Source organism: Millisia brevis NBRC 105863 (assembly GCF_001552615.1).
Classification (GTDB): Bacteria; Actinomycetota; Actinomycetes; order Mycobacteriales; family Mycobacteriaceae; genus Millisia; species Millisia brevis.
Map to the genome: position 1 here is coordinate 22,654 of NZ_BCRN01000015.1, position 21,281 is coordinate 43,934.

Sequence of the window (21,281 nt, forward strand, 5' to 3'; positions counted from 1 at the left end):
CGCTCAGAAGTAGCCGGACCGCGGCGGCAGGGCGCCGTTGACCGCGTGATCCCCGATCGCCCTCGCCTTGTAGGCCAACGGATTGTGGCTGGCCAGCGTCCGCGCATTGCGCCAATGCCGGTCGAGGTTGAACCGCCGCGAGGTCGCCGAGGCGCCCGCGGTGTCGAATAGCCGGGTCGCCGCGTCGATCGTGAGCCGTTCGGCCACCAATTGGGCCCGGGCGACCTCGATCGCGGCGGCGCCGACGGCCGATTCGTCGTCGACCCGCCCCGCGTCGACCACCCGGTCCAGCGCGCGGGCCGCAGCCGCCGTGACCGCCCCGGCGGCGCTCGACCAGGCGTCGATCTCCCCCACCGCCTCGAGCACATAGGGATCCTCGGCCGCTGTCTCGGCGATCGCGTGGGCCGCCGGGCGGGCCCGATCCCGCACGTAGGCAACGGTATCGCGCAGCACCGCGCGCCCCACCCCGACCGCGACGGCCGTCAGGTACAGCTGCAGGAAGCTCTGGCTGTGCGCCTGCCGCTGATCCGCCGGCACGACGGTCACCTCGTCGGGGTGCACGAGCACGTCGGTGAACACCGAACTGCCGCTTGCGGTCAGCCGCTGGCCGAAACCGTCCCAGTCGTCGAACAATTCGATGCCGGCGCGATCGGTCGGCAGGATGACGTGGACCTCGCGACCGTCGTCCCGCGTGGCCGAGACCGCGAACAGGTCGGCGTAGAGGCTGCCGGTCGAGTAGAACTTCCGCCCGTCGAGCCGCAGCGTGCCGTCCGCCGCCTCGCTCAGCGTCGTCCCGGTCGCCCCGGCGGTCTCGCTGATCGCATTGCCGACGATCCGGCCCGCCAGGACCTCCGGGAACCAGCGTCGCCGGTCGGCCTCGGTCGCCCGGTTGCCGAGCAACCGTTCGACGAAGCCGTAGTGCGCCCGCACCGATTGGGCGACATTCGAACCGGCGGTGGCGATCTCGGTGACCACCTCGATCACCTCGGCGATCGATCGGCCGAGCCCGCCATAGGCGACGGGAACCCGGATCGACAGGATGCCGGTGTCGGCGAGCCGGCGCACCACATCGCCGGCCAATACCCGGTCGCGTTCGAGGTCGGCGTCCCGCTCGGCCAGATCGGCCAGGATCACCGCGGCCCGGGCCCGGATGTCGAGCAATGGATCGGTTTCGATGGCGGTCATGACCGGCCCTTTCCGGTGTCGATGGCCGCGAAGCGGGGCAACACCTCGCGGGCGAAGCGCTCCAGTTCGTCCTCGAGCGGCTGGAATTGCAGCATGAACAGGTCGATCCCCGCGTCGACGAATTCGCGGATGCGTGCGGTCACCCGCTCGGGATCGCCGACGAGCCCGGCGAGGGTGCCGCCGTTGGTGCCGACGCGCACCTCCCCCTCGTGCACCCTGAACATCGCGGTCTGCGGGTCGGCGCCGGTCGTGCGGTCGCGGCGACCGGAGTCGTTCGAGTACCCCTGCAGCCGTGTGAGTTCCGCGTCGGCCTCCGCATTGGTCGGCCGGACGATCACGAACGCGGACAGCCCGAATCGCAGGTCCGGGGCACCCGGCCCGCGGCGCGCCCGCAGATCGGCGACGATCTCGCGGACCCCCTCGACCGGTCGGCCGTTGAGGAAGAAGACGTCGGCCCGATCGGCGGCCAGCCGGCGGGCGGGTTCGGATTCGCCGCCGAGGTAGATCGTCGGGGTTCGTTCCGGCAGCGGGCGCACGCGGGCGCCCGCACCGACCAGCCGATTGTCGGTGCCGTCGAAGACGTGCCCGTCCCACAGACCGCGGACGGCGTCGAGCCATTCGCGGCTGTGGGCGTAACGGCCGTCGTGGTCGGGGCCGTCGACGCCGGCGGCGACCAGCTCCGGCAGATACCAGCCGCTGACCAGGTTGATCGACACCCGCCCGGCGGAGATCGCCGCCGCGTTGGCGGCGAACTTCGCGAACAGCAGCGGCGGGATCAGCAGCGGCTTGACCGCCCCGATGATCTCGATCCGCGAGGTCGCCTCGGCGACCGCGGCCACCGTCGACCAGGTCTCGAGCTGATCGTCGCGCGGGTCGCCGGGGTGGATCAGATGCTGCGCGATCAGCGTCGCGTCGAAACCGAGCTGCTCGGCCCGCACCAGCAGGTCGCGCGTGCGACGGTACGACGCGTCCGGCGCCTCGTCGGGATGGGTGCGCGAGCCCCAGGTGCCGTAGACCGGCGCCCACACCCCGAACCGTGGCCGCCGGGCCGCGTCACCGCCGCCGGTCACGAGTTCTCCAGGTAGCGGCGCCGTTCCCAGTCGGTGACCGTCCGCGAATACTCGGTCCACTCGCTGAGCGCGATCTCGGCGAAGTCGAGGGCCGATTCGGCGCCGAGCAGCTCGAGGATGCGGTCGTCGCTGCGGGCCAGCGCCACCGCCACCTGCAGGGTCTCCGGCAGGCGTTCGCCGACGTTGTAGAGGTTGCCGCGCTGCGGCGGCACCGGAGTGCGGCCCGCGTCGATCCCGGCGATCACCGCGGCGAGCGCCGACGCGATCAACCAGTACGGGTTGGCATCCGATGCGCCGGTGCGTAATTCGATGCGAGTGGCGTCCCCCTCGATCAGCGAGCGCACCGCCGAGGTGCGGTTGTCGTGGCTCCAGGTCAACGTCGCGGGCGCGAAGCTGCCGGGGGCGTAGCGCCGATAGGCGTTCACCGAGTGCGCGCCGAACAGCGTGATCGACGGCAGATGTTCGAGCAGACCGTTGATCGCGTGCAGGTGCAGCTCGTTCTCCCGTCCGTCGACGGGGGCGAAGGCAGGCCGATCGTCGCGCCACAGCGAAATGTGCAGGTGCGCCGAGCTTCCGGAGTGTTCGGTGAACGGCTTGGGCATGAAGCTGGCCAGCTTCCCGTGTCGGCGGGCGACCTCCTTGGCCGCGTAGCGCAGCCGGGCGCCGTCGTCGGCGGCGGCCAGCGCGTCGGTGTACACCAGGTTCGCCTCGACCTGGCCGGGGCCGTACTCGGTCTGGATGCCCTCGAGGCGGGTGAAGGCGCCGAGCGTGGTGTAGAGGTCGGACAGGATCGGTTCGAGGCCGTTGGCGTTCTCCAGCGAATAGGTGTGGATGCCCTCGCGGAACGGCCGACCGTCGGCTTCGAGCAGGTAGAACTCGAATTCGACGCCGATCTTCGCGGTATAGCCGCGGTCGGCCAGCGCGGCCAGGACGCGCCGCAGGACCCCGCGCGGATCGAGCGGCGACGGATGCCCGTGGTGGTCGGTGATGTCGGACAGCACGTGGGCGACACCGGGGCGCCACGGCAGATCGGTCAACGTGGCCAGATCGGGGCGGGCGAAGACGTCGGGATAGCCGGTCTCCCAGTTGGTCGACTGCAACGTCTCGATCACCGTCGCCTCGGAATTCCAGGCGAGCACCCCGTCGCAGAATCCGAACCCACCCGATTGGGCACGGCTCGCAAACAGTTTCGCCGGAATACGTTTGCCCAGAGCGTGGCCGAATTGGTCGGACCAGCCCACCTCGATCTCGGTCACCTCGCCGGCGGCGATCCGCTCGCGCAGTCGATCGGCGGCCGCGGCGGTGACGGGATCGGTCACCGGGCTGTCGGTCAGGGTGGTGTCGGTCCCGGTCGCTGCGGTCACGGTGGTGTCGGTCATTCGGTACTCCCCGATGTATGCGGTCGCGCACCGCGGCGGTGCGCGAGAAGGACTCCGGCCGCGAAGGCGACCACGAGGACGCCGACCACGACGCCCGCGAGCAGCGCCGAGCCGCCCACGAGAGAGCCGAGGTTGGTCAGGATCAACACGAAGAAGGCGATCAGCCCGATCAATCCGGCCGCCGGCGCCACGGTGACCCGCCAGCGTGAATGGCCGCGCGGATCGGCGGCGAAGAACCGCAACACCGCGGTGCTGGTCACCACCAACAGCCCCAGCACGCCGACGGTGGTGATGCCGGACAGCCAGGTGTAGAACTGCGCGCTCGGGTCGAGCCCGGTGACCACCGCCGCGACCACCAGCACGGCGATCACCGCGGACAGCGCCAGCGAGGCGCGATGCGGCGACCCGTGCCGGCCGTGCGGGACGGCGAAGCGCTGCGGCAGGAAGCCGCGCCCGGCGAGGGCGAACAGGTAGCGGGAGACCACATTGTGGAACGACAGGATGCAGGCGAAGAGGCTGGTGACGAAGAGGACCTGGATGACGTCGGCGGTGATCGTGCCGACGTAGATCCGGGCGGTGTCGACCAGCATGGTGTCCGGCGCCTCGCCGGCGACTCGGATCGCCTCGTCGTCACCCCACGCGGAGATCAATGCCCAACTCGAGATCGCGTAGAAGACGCCCACCAGGATCAGCGCGCTGTAGGTCGCCCGCGGGATGGTCCGGTCGGGGTCGTGCGCCTCGTCCCGGAAGATCGCCGTCGCCTCGAATCCGAGGAACGAGATGATCGCGAACAGCAACCCGATGCCGGGTGCGCCCGAGGTGATCGCGGCGGGATCGGCGATGCCGGTGGACAATCCGTCGGCGCCGCCGCGCGCGATGATCACCACGTCGAGCAGCACGACCACCGCGATCTCGGCGACCAGCAGCACGCCGAGCACCCGACTGGAGAGCTCGATATTGCGGTAGCCCAGATAGGTGATGACCGCGAAGGCGAGCAGTGCCCATATCCACCACGGGAATTGCGGACCGCCGAAGGTGCCGGAAAGCGCGTTGAGCTGGGGACCGAGCAGGCCGTAGACCGCGGTCTCCATCGCCGCGTAGGTGACCACGGCGACGAAGGCGGTGCCGATGGCGGTGCGCAGCCCCCAGCTGCGGTTGACGTAGGAGAAGAAGGCGCCCGCCTGCGGGACGAAGGGGGTCATCGCGGTGAAGCCGACGGCGAAGAGCAGCAGCACCAGCGTCGCGACGATATAGGTGGCCGGGAATCCGGCGCCGTTGCCGGTGGCGATCGCGATCGGCACCGGACCGCCGATGACGCCGAGCGGCGCCGCGGCGGCCAGAACCATGAAGACGATGGCGACGACGCCCAGATTGCCGCGCAGGCGGTGGGCCTCGGCGGCCGGTGGGTGGAGCTGCTCGGTCGACGCGACCGGCGCTCCCGGGGTATCTGTCATTGCTGGACCTCGTACTGTTCGATGCTGTTGCGGTCGAACAGTATTGGCGGCGTTCCGGGCCGGCGAGCAGAAGCGGCCGCGGAGGTGACCGGACGTCACCGGGGGTAACAATCGACCACGGCGGGGCCGCGGCGGCTCGGCTAGAGTGGACGCGGACCGGCGGATCGGGAGGGCGATATGGGGACCGTACGGTCGTTGCGCGGCCCCGACCGGGTGCTGCGGGTCGGCGCGACGCCGGTACCGCATGCGGAGATCCTCGATGTCGCCCGGCGCAGCCTGATCGACGTCGGCATCGATCTGCGGATCGAGGTCTTCGACACCTTCGATCTGCCGAACGTCGCTCTGGTCGACGGCGCGATCGACGCGAATTTCTTTCAGTACCTGCCGTTCCTGGACGAGTTCAACCGCAGCAACGGCGCGGACCTGCGGCCGGTGACGGCGGTGCACATCGAGCCGTTCGCGCTGTACTCGGAGAAGGTCGCCGCCCTCGAGGAGGTGCCCCCGTACGCGGAGGTGGCGATCCCCGGCGATCCGGTGAACGCCGATCGGGCCCTGCGCGTACTGCGCGACCTCGAATTGATCGACCTGCGCGCGGGTACCGGCCGGCTCACCACCGAGGACATCGTCGCCAATCCGCGTCAGTTGCTGCTCAAGGGCATCGAGAGCGCGCTGCTGACCGATGTGCTCAGCGACTTCGACCTTGTCTTCCTCTTCGGCAACTATGCGCTCGACCGCGGTATCGATCTCGGCGCCGCCCTCTATTGCGATCACGCCAATCCCGCCTTTGCCGAATATCTGGTCGCCCGCGCGGACAATCACCGCAGCGGACCGATCCGGGAACTGTCGCGGGTGCTCAATTCCGAGGACATGCGCCGCTTCCTCGCTCGCAGCTATCGCGGCCGGGTGGCGCCGGCCTTCTGACGCCGCCCGATCCCCCGCCCCTGTTCGACCCCGCCCTCCGCCCCAGCCGCCCGGCTCGGGACGCCCGATTCAGGCCGTCCGCGTCGTCGGGGCGTGGCGGTATCGGGTCGACGGCCCGGGGTCGAACCGGTAGCCGCGTCCCCGCACGGTGGTCAGGGTGTCGCAGTACCGCCCGAGCTTGACCCGCACCCGCCGGACGTGGGTGTCGACCGTGCGCGGCGAGGCCTCGTGCGCCGACCAGATCTCGTCGAGCAGTTCCTCGCGGCCGATCACCGATCCGGCCCGGTGCACCAGGTGGCGCAACAGCTCGAACTCCTTGTAGGTCAACGCCACCCGCCGGCCGTCGACGACCACCCGGCGGCTGAGCGCGTCGATGAGCAGGCCGGTATCCGCCGGCGGGTCGACCGCGGCGATCGGCGCCGTTCGCACCCGCGGGTTGGCGACGGCGGTGGGTCGCACCGACACCTGCGGGAACCGGAAGCCGACGAAGCGGCCGACCTCGTCGAGCGCCCCGGTGACCGCGTCGACCTCGTCGGCACAGTGCGCGGGGACCTCGACGACCAGGACCACCCGCACCGGAGCGGCCGGGTCGGACGTCGACAAACTGCGCCCCTGATACATCGCGGCACCTTTCGCGCACTGGCGGGTCGAGCGGTGGTTGGCCCTTCACAGTGCCGGTTCGTCGAGCGCGCGCATACCGTTTGCACCAGGTCGACGAATATCCCCACCGGACGCCGCGACCGGTCCCGATTCCCGGCGTCGGCGCGGCGGCCATCCACCATTCCCGCGGTCGCGAATCCATCGGGCATGCGTACCGACGTTCGGCCGAACGGCTGGGGTACTTTACATACTGCCGCGGCCGATCGCCGAAGATCGGCGCTCACTGTCGAAAGCGAGTTCTGCATGTCCGAAATCGACGATCTGATCAGCCGCCTGCCGATCGCACAGATCGCCGGCCAGTTGGGTGTGGATACGACCACCGCCCAGGCCGCCGTCAACCAGGCCCTGCCGGCGCTTCTGCTCGGCCTGAAGGAAAACGCCGCCGACGAGCAGGGCGCGAAGTCGCTCGCCACCGCGCTGACCGCGCACGACAACAACCTCGCCGGCGACCAGATCGATCTGTCCCAGATCGACACCGGCGACGGGCAGAAGATCGTCGGCAATATCTTCGGGTCCAACGAGAATCAGGTGATCTCGGCTCTGGGCAATACCGGTGCCGCGTCGTCCGGGCTGATCCAGAAGCTGCTGCCGATCCTGGCCCCGATCGTGCTGAGCTACCTGGCCGGCCAGGTGTCGAAGAAGGCCGCCGGCAGCGGCGGACTCGGCGACATCCTCGCCCAGGCCCTCGGTGGTGCCGCCGGTCAGTCCTCCGGCACCCAGCAGGCGAGCACCCAGTCCGGTGGCGCCCTCGGCGATCTGCTGGGCAGCGTGCTCGGCAGCGCGATCAACTCCAAGGCCGGCGGCGCCGGCGCGGGAGATCTCCTCGGCAGCGTGCTGGGCGGTCTCCTCGGCGGCGGAAAGCGCTGACCCACCCGCTCATCGACCATCCGGCCCGCCGGTCATCCGTCCTCGACGGGTGACCGGCGGGCCGGTGGCGTCAGTCGGCCTCGCGCGCGGGGCGGCTGTGCTTCCATTCGATCAACGCCCGATGGCAGACGATCCGGTCGCGCCCCTGCCGCTTGGCCCGATAGAGCGCGGCATCCGCGGCGTTGACCAGGTCGAGCCAGTAGTAGCCGGTCTCGTCGGTCGAGGCGACGCCGGCGCTGATGGTGATCGGGACGGGGATGCCCACCTCCGGGGCGATATTCCGGTCGATCCGGGTGCGCACGTCGTTGAGGGTGGCGATCAGCTCGGTGCGGGTCAGCTGCGCGGTCAACACCAGCAGCTCGTCCCCGCCGAAGCGGGTCACCGCGCAGGTCGCGCCGAGGTAGGCCTGCACCAGCCCGGCGACCCGAATCAGCACCCGGTCGCCGGCCTGATGCCCGTAGCCGTCGTTGATCGACTTGAAATGATCGATGTCGAGCAGCGCGATCGAGATCGCCCGCGCGGGCGGATCGGCCAATAACGACTCGACGAGCTGGTCGAGGTAGGCGCGGTTGTACAGCCCGGTCAGCGGGTCGCGGACCACCCGTTCCGCCAGGTCCTCCCGCAGCGAGTCGACCTCGGCGATCCGCCGCCGCAGGGCGGTGTTGACCTCGTCGAGACGACGGCGATCGCGCATATGTTCGGTCACGTCCGAGAGCGTCAGGATGCGCCCGACCACCGCGGTCCCCTGGGTGACCTCGCTGGTGCGCACGTCGATCTCACGACCGTTCCACACGATGGTCGACCCGGATGTCGCGTCGACCAAGCGCAGAAACGTCTCGATCACCTTCGGATCGACCGGCCCGGAGGTCGACACGATCGCGCGCGAGGATCCGAGCAGGAAGGCGCGACCGGCCGGGTTGATGTGCACCTGGCGCCCGCGCACGTCGACCACCAGCACCCCCTCGGCGAGCAGATCGAGTACGCGCACCTTCGCCATCGGCAGGATGTCCAGGATCCGGTGCCGCAGGATCGAATAACACATCAGGGAGATCCCGACGCCGAAGAAGGCGGCGGTGACGTCCGGACCCTCGACCTCGGAGATCAGGGTGACCGCGTTGCCGGTCAGGATGATCCCGAGCGAGATCACGAACAGCAGCAGGCCGCCGCGCCGCGAGGTGTCGATCAGTTCCCGGAACATCGACGCGACCGCCAGGCCGATCAGCAGATAGCAGTAGACGCTGTGTATCCAGAACGCAGGTCCGAAGCCGGCCGCCTGCGCGTGGCAGGTGATCACCGCGCCGGTACGGCTATTGGTGATGCCCGCGATGGTGATCGCGATCGGTTCGACCGCGAGCAGCGCGATCAGCATCCGGTTCGGACGCCACGCCATGTCACACAGGGCGCGACTCATCACCAGCAGCAATGCCGGGATCGCCGCGATCGCGGGCAGGACGATCGGCAGGACGACGCAGGCGGCGGCGGGATAGCCGTCGGCGCCGAAGACCAGGCGACCGATCAGCACCGCCATCGTCCACCAGATCATCGACATGCCGAGCCCGGCCACCGACCAGTAGAGCACCGGATGTCTGCGACGTCCCTGCCAGCCGATGACGGCCAGCACGCTGCACGCCATCAGCGACAGCAGGTAGCCCACGATCTCCCAGGACATCGGCTAGGCCTCGGCCGACGCGTTCACCCGAATGCGCGCGCGACCGGCGGCGCCTCCGCCCCGGATATACCCCGATGCTGCCGGGATCCCCCGACCCCCGTGGCTCATGGCTGTCGATCACCTCCGCGGCGTCAGGAACTCCCGTAGGGATGCAGCGTAATAGGCGATATCCCTGGCACCCATCAACTCACGACTGGAGTGCATCGCCAACTGGGCGGCACCGACGTCGACGGTGCTCAATCCGGTTCGGGTGGCGGTCAACGGACCGATCGTCGACCCACAGGGAAGATCCGCGCGATGCACGTAGCGCTGCAAGGGAACGCCCGCCTGCTCGCAGGCGAGGGCGAATTCGGCGGCACCCACCGAATCGGTTGCGTAGCGCAGATTCTGGTTCACCTTGAGAACCGGACCGCCATTCATCTCGATGTGATGATGCGGTTCGTGCCGTTCGGGGTAATTCGGATGGGTGGCATGCGCCATATCGCCGGAGGCGCATACCGAACGCGCCATCGTGACGAAGAAGTCCTCCCGGTCGCCGCCGCGGGCGAGGCAGATCCGTTCGAGAACGGTCGCCAACAGGTCGGACGAGGCGCCGCGATCCGATCCGCTGCCGACCTCCTCGTGGTCGAACAGGGCGAGCACCGGGATCGCCGAACCGGGGGTCTCCGCCGCCTCGAGCAGGGCCTGCAGGCCCGCGTAGCAGGTGCCCTGGTTGTCCAGGCGCGGCGCGCTGATCATGTCCTCGCTCGCGCCGACCACCGCGGCGGGCTCCAGGGCGTGGGTCATCAATTCCCAGCCGAGGATGTCGTCCGGGTCGACCTCCACCGCCCCGGCCACGACGTCGCGGATCGACCAACCCGCACCGATGTGCAGGATCGCGTTGAGATGCCGCTGCCGATCCGGGGACACGCCGGACCGATCCTCGGACAGGTGGATCGCCAACTGCGGGACCCGCAGGATCGGCTCGTCGATCCGCACCAGAGTCTCGGTCAGCCCCTCGGGAGACCGCGCGACGATGCGACCCGAGAGGCCGAGATCACGGTCGAGCCAAGAGTTCGTCCACGCCCCGCCGTACGGCTCCAGGCCGACCATCGACAGGCCGGCGGAGGTGTAGTCGGGGTTCTGCTTGACCCGCAGATTGGGGCTGTCGGTGTGGCCGCCGACGATGCGGAAGGCCGCCGTCGGATCCTCGTGCCCGGCCCACGCGACGATCGACCCGCCGCGCATGACGTAGTGCCGGCCGGCCGCATCCGGCCAGGGCAACGCCTCGTCGAAACGGGTGAATCCCCGGGCCTCGAGCGCCGCCGCCACCGTCCCGACCACGTGGAACGGAGAGGGTGAGGCGTCGACAAAGGTGCACAGTCCCGCCGCGGTCGCCGACATGCCTGACAATCCTAAGCGCCGATCGCGACAATCACGACGCGGACGCCGATCAGACTCGGCTGACCAGGGCGTCGACGGCGGACAGGAAGATGCCCAGGCCGTCATCGCTCGGGCCGGTCAGCGCGTCGATCGCGTGTTCGGGGTGCGGCATCATACCGACGATCCGGCCGTCGGCCGAGGCGATACCGGCGATGGCCCGCTGGGCACCGTTGACGTTGTCACCGGCGTAGCGCAGCACGACCCGACCCTCGCCCTCGAGCTCGTCGAGGACGGCGTCGGAGGCCTGGAAACGGCCCTCGCCCGACTTGAGCGGCACCAGGATCTGCGCGCCGGACTCGTAGCGGCTCGTCCACGCGGTGTCGTTCGACTCGACGGTCAACCACTGGTCGCGACAGATGAAGTGCAGCGACGCGTTGCGGGTCAGCGCGCCGGGCAGCAGGCCGGCCTCGCAGAGGATCTGGAAGCCGTTGCAGATGCCGAGCACGGGCATCCCGCGTCCGGCGGCGGCGATGACCTCGCCCATCGCCGGCGCGAACCGGGCGATCGCGCCGGCGCGCAGGTAGTCGCCGTAGCTGAAGCCGCCGGGGACGATCACCGCGTCGACATCGCGCAGGTCGGCGTCGCCGTGCCAGAGCGCCACCGCCTCGGCACCGGCCGCGGTGACCGCGCGGGCGGCGTCGGCGTCGTCGAGCGACCCCGGAAATGTGATGACTCCCACACGGACACTCATGGCAGCCGGGTGACCTTCCAGTCCTCGATCACGGTGTTGGCCAGCAGGGTGCCGGCGATCTGCTCGAGCTGCCCGTCGTCGACGTTGTCGTCCACTTCGAGTTCGAACCGTTTGCCCTGACGCACCTCGGCCACCCCGTCGAAGCCGAGTCGCGGCAGCGCATTGGTGATCGCCTGCCCCTGGGGGTCGAGAATCTCCGCCCGAGGCATGACCTCGACGACAACACGTGCCACTCGCCTACTCCTCACGGGTTGGGAACCGCTCTGCTGAACGCCCGTATAGTTCCGATACCAGCAAAAACTCTACCCTCCGCCTCCGACACCGGGCCGGCGATCCTCCTACCCGGGCGCCGCGCCGAGGGATAGGCTGCTCGGATATGGAGCTGACGCATTTCGGCCATTCCTGCCTGCTCGCATCGCTGAGCGGCACCCGGGTGCTCTTCGATCCGGGCACCTTCGCACACGGATTCGAAGGTATTACCGGACTCGATGCGATCGCGATCACCCATCAGCATCCCGACCACGTCGATCACAGTCGCCTGCCCGCGCTGCTCGAGGGCAACCCCGATGCGGTGCTGTTGGCCGATCCGCAGACCGCCGCGCAGCTCGGTGAGCCCTGGCGCGCACTGCATCCCGGCGAAACGGTCGAACTCGGCGCCGCCCGCATCCGCGGCACCGGCGGCCGGCACGCGGTGATCCATCCGGACGTGCCGGTGGTCGACAACACCGCCTACCTCTTCGACACCGAGGAGCGCCCGAATGCCCTCCTGCACCCCGGTGATTCGCTGTACATCCCGTTTGTGCCGATCGAGGTGCTCGCGATGCCGTCGGCCGCTCCGTGGATGACCGTCGGTGCGGGCGTCGACTATCTGCGGGCGGTCGCGCCGCGGGTGGCGGTGCCGATCCATCAGGGCATCATCGCCGATCAGGCGACGGGCATCTTCTACGGCCGCTATTCCGAGATGGCGCCCAAGGACACCGAATTCGTCGTCCTCGATACCGAGCAGTCCGCCACCTTCGGCCCCTGAGCCGGCGGGCGGGCATACCGCCCCCGGTCCCCCTCCCGGCCCCTGGCACCTCCTTTGTGCGGCCTCCGGCCCATCCCTGACCTCGATCTCGGCGGGAGTCGCACGATGAGTTTCGCAACCTTGGCCCTCGTGGTGGTGGTCGGATTGCTCGGGCCGCTGCTGATCCTGCCGCGCGGGCTGCGGCTGCCGGTGATCCTCGGAGAGTTGGCCGCGGGCATCGTGATCGGGTCGACCGGCCTGCGCCTGGTCGACCCATCGGATGCGACCTTCACCTTCCTCGCCGACATCGGCTTCGCCCTGGTGATGTTCGTGGCCGGCTCGCACGTGCCGATCCGTGATCCACGAATCCTGCACAGCCTGCGCACCGGTGCGCTGCGGGCGGTCGCGGTCGGGGTGATCGCGGCGGCGCTCGGCGCGGGGATCGCCGCATGGTTCGGCACCGGGCACGCCGCGCTGTACGCGGTGCTGATCGCGTCGTCGTCGGCGGCGCTGGCCCTGCCGATGGTCGACGCGCTCGGCCTGACCGGACCGCGCGTCCTCGACGCGCTGCCGCAGATAGCGATCGCCGACGCGGCCTGCATCGTCGCGCTGCCGCTCGCGATCGAACCCGGCCGCGCCGGGCCGGCCGCCCTGGGCGCGCTGGCCGTGATCGCCTGTGCGGTGGTGGTTTTCCTGTTGTTGCGGGCGGCCGAACGCAGCGGCGGACGCGAGCGCATCGAGGCGTGGTCGAAGCGGCATCGGGTGGCGCTCGAACTGCGGATCAACCTGGCGGTACTCTTTGCGCTCGCCGCCCTCGCGACGCTCACCCATGTGTCGATCATGTTGGCGGGCTTCACCTTCGGCATGGCCGTCGCCGCGGTCGGGGAGCCGCGGCGGTTGGCCCGGCAGCTCTTCGCCATCAGCGACGGCTTCTTCGGGCCGCTGTTCTTCGTGTGGCTGGGCGCCTCGCTCAACCTGCGCGAACTGGCCGCCAATCCGCGCTTCGTCCTGCTGGGCATCGTGCTCGGCCTCGCGGCGATCGCCGCCCACGCCGCCATGCGGGCGACCGGTCAACCGATCGGCCTGGGCATCCTGGCCGCCGCCCAACTCGGCGTACCGGTCGGCGCGGCGACCCTCGGCACCCAACTCGACCTGCTGGCGCCCGGCGAGGCCCCGGCGCTGCTGCTCGGAGCGCTGATCACCATCGGGGTCGCCTCGATCGCTGCCGGTCGGCAGGCGCGGGCGCAGCCGGCCCCCAGCGGATAGCCCGCAGCTACCGCTGCGCCCATTCCTTGGCGATCAGTTCGTAGGATCGCACCCGCGCGCCGTGGTCGTGGGTGCTGGTGGTCAGGACGATCTCGGCCGCGCCGGTGGCCTCGCGCAGCTGTTCGAGGCGGTCGGCGACCGTCGTCGGGGAGCCGACGAATTGCGTGCGCACCCGGTCGCTGACCAGGTCCCGGTCGTCATCGGTCCACTCCAGGGCCGCCGCCTCGGCGGGTGTCGGGTAGGCGATCGCCCCTTCGCCGCGCCGGATGCTGCGCACCCAGGGGGCGTAACCGCTCGCCAGTTCCGCTGCCTCCTCGTCGGTTTCGGCGGCCACGACGTCCGCGGACACCGCGACGTACGGCTCGGGGACCTCCGCGGACGGGACGAAGGCCGCCCGGTAGGCGTCGACCGCGTCGATGACGGTGCTCGGGCTGTGGTGGTAGCTCGCGACGAAGCGCAGACCGCGGCGCCCGGCGACCGCCGCGCTCGCCCCACCGGAGGCCCCGAGGATCCACACCTGCACGGCGGCGCCCTCACCGGGCGAGGCGTGCGCCGGCCGCCCGTCCGCGTCGACGTAGGTGCCGGCCAGCAGGGCCAGCAGGGTGGCGATCTGGTCGTCGTAACCCGGGGCATGGGCGCCGGGTTGCTGCAGCAGATCCAGGATGTGCCCGAAGGACTTTCGGGAGAACACCGTCGAGATGTCGTACGGCTTGGGCAGCAGCAGGCCATTGGGCGCGAAGCTGTCCGCATCCCGGTTCGGCCGACCCCGGTCGGCCAGATAGCGGCGGGCGGCGTCGGCCGCGGAGGTATTCTCGGATTCCGAGGGGGCCGGCCGGGTGAGCGAACGGCCGATGCCCAGGTCGAGTCGACCCGGATACAGGGCGTCGATCAGGCCGAACTCCTCGACGGTGGCCAGCGGCGTGCGATGTCCGAATTGCACGCCGGCCGAACCGAGTCGGATCGTATCCGTCGCTCCGGCGACCAGGGCGATCTCGACCGCCGGCGACGATCCGAGGACGCCGGGATTGAGATGGTGTTCGGCGAACCAGTAACGGGCATAACCGAATCGCTCCGCCTGCTGCGCCAGATCGATCGTATTGCGCAGGGCGGTCGCGTTATCGGCGCCGCTCGACCGGGGCAACAGATCGAGCACGGACAGCGGGATGGATGCCACGGTGATCTCCTTGCGGCTGTCGGTCAGGCAACCGATACAAGGGATCGTAAGGGCGGTGGGCGGCGCGGCCGCTAGTTCCAATCGGCCGGACTATTTGTCGCGCTACGCGGCCGCGCACCCCACGGACCTCGACCGCCGATCGCTACGCGGCCGCTCGCCCCGCCGCCCGGCCGGAGAAGACGCACCCGCCGAGGAAGGTGCCCTCCAGCGAGCGATAGCCGTGCACACCGCCACCACCGAAGCCGGCGACCTCGCCGGCGGCGAAGAGCCCCGGAATCGGCTCGCCGTCCGCGCCGATGACCCGCGACTGCAGGTCGGTCTCGAGCCCGCCGAGCGTCTTGCGGGTCAACAGATGCAGCTTGACCGCGACCAGCGGGCCGGCCTTCGGGTCGAGAAGCCGGTGCGGCGCCGCGATCCGGGAGATCCGATCCGCCCGGTAGTTGCGGGCGGCGTGGATCAACGACACCTGCAGATCCTTGGCAAAGGGGTTGTCCATCTGGCGATCCCGATCGACCACGAGCTGTTCGACCGCATCGACATCGAGTTCGACGTCGCCGATCGTGTTCATCCCGGCGACCAGTTCGCGCAGCGAATCCGCGGTGACGAAGTCCACGCCCCGACGGCGGAACTGCTCGACCGGTCCGGGCGGCCCCGGCTTGACCCTCTCGAGCACCTTGCGGACGTCGCGGCCGGTCAGGTCGGGGTTCTGTTCCTGCCCGGACAGGCCGAACTCCTTTTCGAGAATCTTCTCGTCGAGGATGAACCAGGTGTGGTCGTGGCCGGTCCCCACGATGTGCTCGAGGGTGCCCAGGGTGTCGAAGCCGGGGAACAGCGGCGCCGGCAGCCGCACACCGGCCGCGTCGAGCCACAGCGACGACGGCCCGGGCAGGATGCGGATGCCGTGGTTCGGCCAGACCGGCGCGTAGTTGGTGATGCCCTCGGTGTAGTGCCACATGCGGTCCGGGTTGATGATCGAACCGCCGGCGCGCGCGGTGATGTCGAGCATCCGGCCGTCGACGTGGGCCGGGACACCGGTCAGCATATGCTCGGGCGGAGGCCCGAGGCGCTGCGGCCAATTGCGCCGCACCAGTTCGTGATTGCCGCCGATCCCGCCGGAGGTGACGATCACCGCCTCGGCGTCGAAGGCGAACTCGCCGACCTCGACGCGCGAGGAGGCCACCCCGCGGGCGGCGGCGGAGGGTTCGAGGACGGCGCCGCGCACCCCGGTCACCACACCGCCCGTGACGACCACCTCGTCGACCCGATGCCGGTGCGCGAAACGGGCGAGGCCGTTCGCGACGCCGGCGCGGACCCGCTGCTCGAAGATCTCGACCAGCGCCGGGCCGGTCCCCCAGGTGATATGGAAGCGCGGCACCGAGTTGCCGTGGCCGTCGGCGCCGTAGCCGCCGCGTTCGGCCCAACCGACGACCGGGAAGGTCCTGAGTCCGCGTTCGCGCAGCCAGGAGCGCTTCTCCCCCGCCGCGAACTCGACGTAGGCGCGCGCCCACTTCCGCGGCCAGTGGTCGCAGTCGCGGTCGAAGGCGGCGCTGCCCTGCCAGTCCTGCCAGGCGAGGTCGAAGCTGTCGCGGATGCCGAGACGGCGCTGCTCGGGGCTGTCGACGAAGAACAATCCGCCGAACGACCAGTACGCCTGACCGCCGATATTGTTCGGGTTCTCCTGGTCGATGATCAGCACCCGCTTGCCGGCGGCGATCACCTCGGCGGCGGCCACCAATCCGGCCAGTCCCGCTCCGACAACAATGACGTCCTGACCCTGCACGCCCGCGAGCGTAGTCCCGCTATCGGTACGGACGGTAGGAAACGCTCACCCGCGACCGCCCGGATCCGGATCGGGTGGCGCCATGCCGGCTTCCGACTCCGGCAGCACGACGCTCCCGGCGTCCGCTCAGGCGGCGCGACCGTCCGCCGCACCGAACTCGCGGTAGACGTCCGCGGTCGCGCCCTGCAGCAGGGCGAGGTCGACCGCGTCGAGCAGCGCCGACCGGCGCGCCTTGCGCTCCAGGTGGTGCGCGGCGACCGACAGGCGGATCAGTCCACCCTTGCGCGCGGTGCGGTTGACCGTGATCAGCAGGGCCCGGCAACGCCACGGCTCCGCCGTCGCCGACCCGGCGCCGAGCCCGTCACCGAATCCGAGGACCCGGCCCTTCTCGGTGGCGCCGGTCCGCAGGTCGGTGATTCCCGTCAGCCCGGCGTGGACGCGGAAGCCCAGGTCGGGGAGGACGTCGACCGCGGCCGGTGCGGCGACCCACCGGGGCGCGGCAAAGATGCGGCTGCGCAATCCGATGTCCTCGAGCACGCGGTCGGCCGCGAGCAGTCGCAGCCGCGCCTCGTGGGCCCCGAGGGCGGCGAACTCGGCCCGTCGACGCTTGGTGGCGGCCTGGTCGTAGCCGTGCAGCACGATCGCGTCACCGCGGTCGCGTCGCTCGCACAGCCAGTCGCGGGTGGCCCGGTCGTTGACCAGCCGGTAGTGATCCTTGAGGCGGGGCGCCACCAGCAGCGACAGCGGCACCTCGCGGCGGTCGAGTTCCGCGGCGAAGTCGGCGGCGGCCGCGCAGGTCTCCCGACGGATGCCGGAAACCGACACGATCACGCGCGGGGTGATGCCGATGGGACCTTCGGATACATCGCTAGCCATGGTTCCCAGGGTGACCGTCCGGGATGTCCCCGCGGTGAACGTCACCCCGCCGTCGATGAACGGCGGGGTGTCGGTTGGAACGATTCGGGAAATATGCCCGATCTACAGGGTCGGAACGGGCAGCGCGCCCTCGATCGCGGAGAGCACCTCGGGGGCGTCCGGCAGGGTGGTCGGCCGGAAGCGGGCCACGACCTCCCCCTTGGGACTGATCAGGAACTTCTCGAAGTTCCACTGCACGTCGCCCGCCTCGCCGGAGGCGTCCGGGGTCTGGGTGAGCAGGCGGTACAGCGGATGCGCCTGCGGCCCGTTGACCAGCGTCTTCTCCAACAGCGGGAAGGTGACACCGTAGGTGGTCGAGCAGAACGTCTCGATCTCGCTCGGCGTACCCGGCTCCTGGCCACCGAACTGATTGCAGGGCACACCGATCACGGTCAGTCCGCGATGGGCGTAGGCCTGCGCGAGCCGCTCGAGGGCACCGTATTGCGGGGTCAGCCCGCATTTCGACGCGACATTGACCAACAGCACCGTCCGCCCGGAGTACTCGCCGAGCGTGGTGGGCGCGCCACCGAGCGTGTTGATCGTGATCGTCTGCAGCTCACTCATAGGGGGCAACTTACCCGTCGGTACTCCCTGTCCATCATCCGGATGACAGAACGCCGGGTCCCCGGCGCGTGGCATGTCGCCCACTGCGGGCAGACTCCCGGACATGGATATCGCCGACGACCTGCGCCGTTGTCTGCTGGAGCAGCGTCAACTGCGCGCCGGCGACAGCACACGCTCGGTGGTGGCCGCGCTGGTGGCACTGCACGCGACCGACCCGGCGTCGGTCTACCTGTCGGTGCTGGCGCGCGTCCCGACCGCGACGGTGCCCGACGTGCGCGCCGCGCTCTACGACGGACGCGAGCTGGTGCGCATGATGGCGATGCGGCGGACCGTCTTCGTCGTCGACCGCGACGATGTCCCGATGGTGCACGCGGCGGCGTCGCTCGGTGTGGCCGCCACCATGCGCACCCGGCTGCTCAAGGAGGTGGCGACCGCGCCCACCGAGCCGGCGGTACCCGATCCCGCCGCCTGGCTCGACGACGCGGAAACCGCGGTGGCCGACTATCTGGCGGGGGTGGGCGAGGCGACCGGCGCGCAGCTCGGCGACGCGCTCCCCCAGCTGCGGGTCGCGGTCCTGCCCCAAACCGAGAAGGCCTGGGACACCAAGCGATTGCTGACCAGCTCGGTGCTGGCCTATCTGGGCACCAAGGGGCGGATCGTGCGCGCCGGGGCGCCCGCGCGCTGGACCTCCCGACAGCACACCTGGGCCTCGGCCGAAAAGTGGTGGCCCGAGGGGCTTCCCGAGCTCGATCCGGCCGCGGCCCGCGTCGAGATGGCCCGCCGCTGGCTGCAGCGGTTCGGCCCGGCGACCGCGGAGGACCTGCAATGGTGGACCGGTTGGACCAAGACCGCCACCGCCGCGGCCCTGCGCTCCCTCGACACCGTCGCGGTCGAACTGTCCTGCGGCCCCGGTGTTCTGCTCGAGGAATCGCTCGATGAGGTCCGGTCGGCCGAGCCCGCCGACGCGGTGGCCCTGCTGCCGGCCCTCGACCCGACCCCGATGGGCTGGCGCCACCGGGACTGGTACCTCGAGCACCGCGAACCGCTCTTCGACCGCTTCGGCAATGTCGGCCCCACTGTGTGGCTGCGCGGCCGCATCGTCGGCGGCTGGGCCGTGCGGGAAGGGGAGGTCGTGGTGAAACTGCTGGAAAAGGTGGGTACGGCCGAAACGAAGCGGATCACCGCCGAGGCCGATCGCCTCACCGCCCTGCTCGACGGCGCCGCCGTCACCCCGACCTTCCCCGCGCCGCTGGAAAAGGAGTTGCGGATGGGGTGACACAACACGTCCGGGAGAGCGCCGTCGAGGACCTATTGTCCTTGCCCTCGCTCTCCCGAACGTCTTCTGTAACGCTCCCTTCGGGGCCACCGGTGATCCCGTCTCCGCACCACCTCCAGAATGTCGCGCTCGACCTCGGCCCAGTCGTAGAGCACCTGTCGGTAGCTCAGCCGGATCACCGTGTACCCCAATTGCACCGCGCGGCGGTCTCGACGTCTGTCATTCTCGAAGCGCTCCGGATCGACGTGATAGCGCACACCGTCCACCTCTATGATCAGCCGTCCCACGAGCAGATCGACCCGACCGATCCCCGGGATCACCACCTGGGTTTCCACCACGATGCCGAGGCGCCGCAGCCGCAGTCGCACCATCGATTCCGTGCCGGACTCGGCTCGGTCACAGCGATCGATCAGCCGACGAATCCGCCCGGGGGCTCCGGTCAGAACTCGGCCGATATCGGCCTCGGACATCACACGCAGGTGGATGAGCGAATCGCACACCACCACGATCCCTTCGTCGTCGAGGCAACGAATCGCATGGCGCAGGGCCAACAACACATCATCGACGGAACGGACCTCGGGCTCGCGAGGGCCATACTGCCGGCAGGGGTGGTGTCGACCACGAACGTGGATGCGCACCTGCGGGGGCACCCAGATTCCGTGCACCTGAAGTGCGGACACGCATCCGAGCACCCCGCCGGATCGGACCGCGGATTCCACGGTCGGCTCGGCGTACGACGTCGCGTACCAGCCACGGCGAAGTTGCCGGAGCGTGCCGGACCGCAAGCAGGTGCGAATCTCGGCCATCGTGGCACCCCGGTCAATGAGGTATTTCGCCCGCGCCACTCCGTGCTCCCGAACGAGTAACTCCGCCAACTCCATGGTCCGAGCGTGGTCGACAGCGGCGCCCGCCGGAGTGCGCCGGCGGGATCTGTGGATGGCGCGGGCGGCCTGTGCACAACACGTTCGACAGAGCGAGGCCGAGGAACTATTGTCCTCGGCCTCGCTCTGTCGAGCGTGTTGTGCAGGTCAGACGGTGGAGGCCCGGTCCGCGGCGAGAAGTTGGCGGCCGTCGGCGAAGTGGGCCGCGGCGGCGGGCAGGGAGGCCGGGCGGCCGGAGGCGATCACGTCGATGCGGCCGGGCACCCCGCCGATCGCCGCAGCCGGGTCGATACGATCGACCGCTGCCGCCGGGCTGATCCGGTCGCCCACTACCGCCGAGGCGATCCGGTCGGCCCCTGCCGCCGCAGCGATCCGGTCGGCCCCTGCCGCCGACGCGATCCGGTCGGCCGCCCCCGAGGTGATTCGGTCGATGCGGCGGAGGGTCTGCCGGGCGACGGCCTCGGCGGAGTCGTAGAGCAGCACGTCGGGGCCCATGCGGGCGGCGATGCGGTCGGCGACCAACGGATAGTGCGTGCAGCCGAGCACGATCGCCTCGACGGTATCGGGGGTGCGCGCGGCGGCGTCGGCGATCGCGGCGTCGATGGCGGTGTGGTCGCCGGCGTCGACCGCGTCGGCGAGGCCGTGGCAGGCGATGGCGGTGACCGTTGTATCGCCGGCGAACTGGGCGATCAGGTTGGCCTGGTAGGCGCTGGCGGTGGTGGTGGCGGTCGCCCAGACGGCGATCTCGCGGTGCGCGGCGGCGGCGGGCTTGATCGCGGGCACGGTGCCGATCACCGGGACGGCGGGTTCGAGGGCGGCGCGGGTCTCGTCGAGCGCGGTGACGCTCGCGGTATTGCAGGGGATCACCACGACCGAGGCGCCGGCGGCGACGGCGCGGCGGGCGGTGCCGACGACGGTGTCGATCACCCAGTCGGTCGGGCGGGGTCCCCAGGGGGCGTGGTCGGGATCGGTCAGCAGCATCAGGTCGAGCTCGGGGCGCAGTCGGCGCAGCCAGGCGGCCGTGGGCACCAGTCCGAGTCCGGAGTCGATGAGCGCGACGATCACCGCTTCAATCTAGACCTCCGGCCCGAACGCTTCCCA

At 70.3% G+C, this 21,281-nt stretch carries 20 protein-coding genes; 5 read left to right on the forward strand and 15 right to left on the reverse strand.

The window, feature by feature from the left end:
- Positions 1-3 precede the first annotated feature (3 nt).
- The 4 genes from MB1_RS18930 to MB1_RS18945 are packed head-to-tail and all read right to left on the reverse strand — an operon-like array spanning position 4 to position 5,088.
- Positions 4-1,185 (reverse strand): acyl-CoA dehydrogenase family protein, encoded by a 1,182-nt coding sequence (locus MB1_RS18930; RefSeq protein ID WP_066911041.1) that lies wholly within the window; start codon positions 1,183-1,185, stop codon positions 4-6.
- Positions 1,182-2,255, reverse strand: a complete 1,074-nt coding sequence (locus MB1_RS18935; RefSeq protein ID WP_066911044.1) for an LLM class flavin-dependent oxidoreductase — start codon at positions 2,253-2,255, stop codon at positions 1,182-1,184. Before MB1_RS18935 ends, MB1_RS18930 begins: the two co-directional genes overlap by 4 nt.
- The gene (locus tag MB1_RS18940; RefSeq protein ID WP_084352207.1) at positions 2,252-3,634 is read right to left on the reverse strand and encodes a glutamine synthetase family protein; all 1,383 of its coding nucleotides are present in this window, start codon (positions 3,632-3,634) and stop codon (positions 2,252-2,254) included. Before MB1_RS18940 ends, MB1_RS18935 begins: the two co-directional genes overlap by 4 nt.
- Entirely contained in the window at positions 3,631-5,088 is a 1,458-nt protein-coding gene (locus MB1_RS18945) for an APC family permease (protein WP_066911047.1), read from the reverse strand. Before MB1_RS18945 ends, MB1_RS18940 begins: the two co-directional genes overlap by 4 nt.
- A 177-nt stretch (positions 5,089-5,265) precedes the next feature.
- On the opposite strand from MB1_RS18945, the gene MB1_RS18950 reads away from it, so the two are divergent.
- Positions 5,266-6,009: a MetQ/NlpA family ABC transporter substrate-binding protein gene (locus MB1_RS18950; protein WP_066911050.1), complete on the forward strand. Its 744-nt coding sequence runs from the start codon at positions 5,266-5,268 to the stop codon at positions 6,007-6,009.
- Positions 6,010-6,078: 69 nt separating this feature from the next.
- Here MB1_RS18950 and MB1_RS18955 read toward each other — a convergent pair whose 3' ends face one another.
- Positions 6,079-6,630, reverse strand: coding sequence for a winged helix-turn-helix transcriptional regulator (locus MB1_RS18955; RefSeq protein ID WP_066911054.1), 552 nt, complete (start codon positions 6,628-6,630; stop codon positions 6,079-6,081).
- Between the two features lie 282 nt (positions 6,631-6,912).
- On the opposite strand from MB1_RS18955, the gene MB1_RS18960 reads away from it, so the two are divergent.
- A complete protein-coding gene (locus tag MB1_RS18960) occupies positions 6,913-7,536 on the forward strand; it encodes a DUF937 domain-containing protein (RefSeq protein ID WP_066911057.1) in 624 nt (207 codons plus the stop codon).
- A gap of 70 nt (positions 7,537-7,606) precedes the next feature.
- Here MB1_RS18960 and MB1_RS18965 read toward each other — a convergent pair whose 3' ends face one another.
- The 4 genes from MB1_RS18965 to purS all read right to left on the reverse strand — a co-directional run bounded on the left by MB1_RS18965 (position 7,607) and on the right by purS (position 11,551).
- Positions 7,607-9,205, reverse strand: coding sequence for a GGDEF domain-containing protein (locus MB1_RS18965; protein ID WP_066911060.1), 1,599 nt, complete (start codon positions 9,203-9,205; stop codon positions 7,607-7,609).
- Positions 9,206-9,322: 117 nt separating this feature from the next.
- Positions 9,323-10,588, reverse strand: a complete 1,266-nt coding sequence (locus MB1_RS18970; protein WP_066911063.1) for a M18 family aminopeptidase — start codon at positions 10,586-10,588, stop codon at positions 9,323-9,325.
- Between the two features lie 49 nt (positions 10,589-10,637).
- On the reverse strand, positions 10,638-11,318 hold the full coding sequence (gene purQ, locus MB1_RS18975) for a phosphoribosylformylglycinamidine synthase subunit PurQ (RefSeq protein WP_066911066.1): 681 nt from the start codon (positions 11,316-11,318) through the stop codon (positions 10,638-10,640).
- Complete coding sequence (gene purS / locus MB1_RS18980; RefSeq protein ID WP_066911069.1) at positions 11,315-11,551, reverse strand: phosphoribosylformylglycinamidine synthase subunit PurS; 237 nt, start codon at positions 11,549-11,551, stop codon at positions 11,315-11,317. Before purS ends, purQ begins: the two co-directional genes overlap by 4 nt.
- A gap of 143 nt (positions 11,552-11,694) precedes the next feature.
- Between purS and MB1_RS18985 the strand changes: the two genes are divergently transcribed.
- Both MB1_RS18985 and MB1_RS18990 read left to right on the forward strand, forming a co-directional pair.
- The gene (locus MB1_RS18985) at positions 11,695-12,345 is read left to right on the forward strand and encodes an MBL fold metallo-hydrolase (RefSeq protein ID WP_066911072.1); all 651 of its coding nucleotides are present in this window, start codon (positions 11,695-11,697) and stop codon (positions 12,343-12,345) included.
- A 105-nt stretch (positions 12,346-12,450) separates the two neighbouring features.
- Positions 12,451-13,590, forward strand: coding sequence for a cation:proton antiporter (locus MB1_RS18990; RefSeq protein ID WP_066911075.1), 1,140 nt, complete (start codon positions 12,451-12,453; stop codon positions 13,588-13,590).
- 7 nt (positions 13,591-13,597) lie between these two features.
- On the opposite strand, the gene MB1_RS18995 is transcribed toward MB1_RS18990, so the two are convergent.
- The 4 genes from MB1_RS18995 to MB1_RS19010 form a co-directional block, all read right to left on the reverse strand.
- Positions 13,598-14,764 (reverse strand): LLM class flavin-dependent oxidoreductase, encoded by a 1,167-nt coding sequence (locus tag MB1_RS18995; protein ID WP_066911078.1) that lies wholly within the window; start codon positions 14,762-14,764, stop codon positions 13,598-13,600.
- Positions 14,765-14,906: 142 nt separating this feature from the next.
- Complete coding sequence (locus MB1_RS19000) at positions 14,907-16,544, reverse strand: FAD-binding dehydrogenase (protein ID WP_066911080.1); 1,638 nt, start codon at positions 16,542-16,544, stop codon at positions 14,907-14,909.
- Between the two features lie 126 nt (positions 16,545-16,670).
- The gene (locus MB1_RS19005) at positions 16,671-17,387 is read right to left on the reverse strand and encodes a DUF2334 domain-containing protein (RefSeq protein WP_066911349.1); all 717 of its coding nucleotides are present in this window, start codon (positions 17,385-17,387) and stop codon (positions 16,671-16,673) included.
- A 135-nt stretch (positions 17,388-17,522) separates the two neighbouring features.
- Positions 17,523-18,023: a glutathione peroxidase gene (locus MB1_RS19010; RefSeq protein ID WP_066911082.1), complete on the reverse strand. Its 501-nt coding sequence runs from the start codon at positions 18,021-18,023 to the stop codon at positions 17,523-17,525.
- Between the two features lie 103 nt (positions 18,024-18,126).
- On the opposite strand from MB1_RS19010, the gene MB1_RS19015 reads away from it, so the two are divergent.
- Positions 18,127-19,299, forward strand: a complete 1,173-nt coding sequence (locus MB1_RS19015) for a winged helix DNA-binding domain-containing protein (protein ID WP_066911084.1) — start codon at positions 18,127-18,129, stop codon at positions 19,297-19,299.
- Positions 19,300-19,331: 32 nt separating this feature from the next.
- Here MB1_RS19015 and MB1_RS19020 read toward each other — a convergent pair whose 3' ends face one another.
- A complete protein-coding gene (locus MB1_RS19020) occupies positions 19,332-20,105 on the reverse strand; it encodes an endonuclease domain-containing protein (protein WP_245650261.1) in 774 nt (257 codons plus the stop codon).
- A 222-nt stretch (positions 20,106-20,327) separates the two neighbouring features.
- Positions 20,328-21,245, reverse strand: coding sequence for a glutamate racemase (locus MB1_RS19025; protein ID WP_066911090.1), 918 nt, complete (start codon positions 21,243-21,245; stop codon positions 20,328-20,330).
- Positions 21,246-21,281 lie beyond the last annotated feature (36 nt).

Coding starts and splice junctions, on each gene's coding strand:
- MB1_RS18930 (WP_066911041.1), bottom strand. CDS start 1,185: ATGACCGCCATCGAAACCGATCCATTGCTCGACATCCGGGCCCGGGCC.
- MB1_RS18940 (WP_084352207.1), bottom strand. CDS start 3,634: ATGACCGACACCACCGTGACCGCAGCGACCGGGACCGACACCACCCTG.
- MB1_RS18945 (WP_066911047.1), bottom strand. CDS start 5,088: ATGACAGATACCCCGGGAGCGCCGGTCGCGTCGACCGAGCAGCTCCAC.
- MB1_RS18950 (WP_066911050.1), top strand. CDS start 5,266: ATGGGGACCGTACGGTCGTTGCGCGGCCCCGACCGGGTGCTGCGGGTC.
- MB1_RS18955 (WP_066911054.1), bottom strand. CDS start 6,630: ATGTATCAGGGGCGCAGTTTGTCGACGTCCGACCCGGCCGCTCCGGTG.
- MB1_RS18960 (WP_066911057.1), top strand. CDS start 6,913: ATGTCCGAAATCGACGATCTGATCAGCCGCCTGCCGATCGCACAGATC.
- MB1_RS18965 (WP_066911060.1), bottom strand. CDS start 9,205: ATGTCCTGGGAGATCGTGGGCTACCTGCTGTCGCTGATGGCGTGCAGC.
- MB1_RS18970 (WP_066911063.1), bottom strand. CDS start 10,588: ATGTCGGCGACCGCGGCGGGACTGTGCACCTTTGTCGACGCCTCACCC.
- purQ (WP_066911066.1), bottom strand. CDS start 11,318: ATGAGTGTCCGTGTGGGAGTCATCACATTTCCGGGGTCGCTCGACGAC.
- MB1_RS18985 (WP_066911072.1), top strand. CDS start 11,695: ATGGAGCTGACGCATTTCGGCCATTCCTGCCTGCTCGCATCGCTGAGC.
- MB1_RS18990 (WP_066911075.1), top strand. CDS start 12,451: ATGAGTTTCGCAACCTTGGCCCTCGTGGTGGTGGTCGGATTGCTCGGG.
- MB1_RS19010 (WP_066911082.1), bottom strand. CDS start 18,023: ATGAGTGAGCTGCAGACGATCACGATCAACACGCTCGGTGGCGCGCCC.
- MB1_RS19015 (WP_066911084.1), top strand. CDS start 18,127: ATGGATATCGCCGACGACCTGCGCCGTTGTCTGCTGGAGCAGCGTCAA.
- MB1_RS19020 (WP_245650261.1), bottom strand. CDS start 20,105: ATGGCCGAGATTCGCACCTGCTTGCGGTCCGGCACGCTCCGGCAACTT.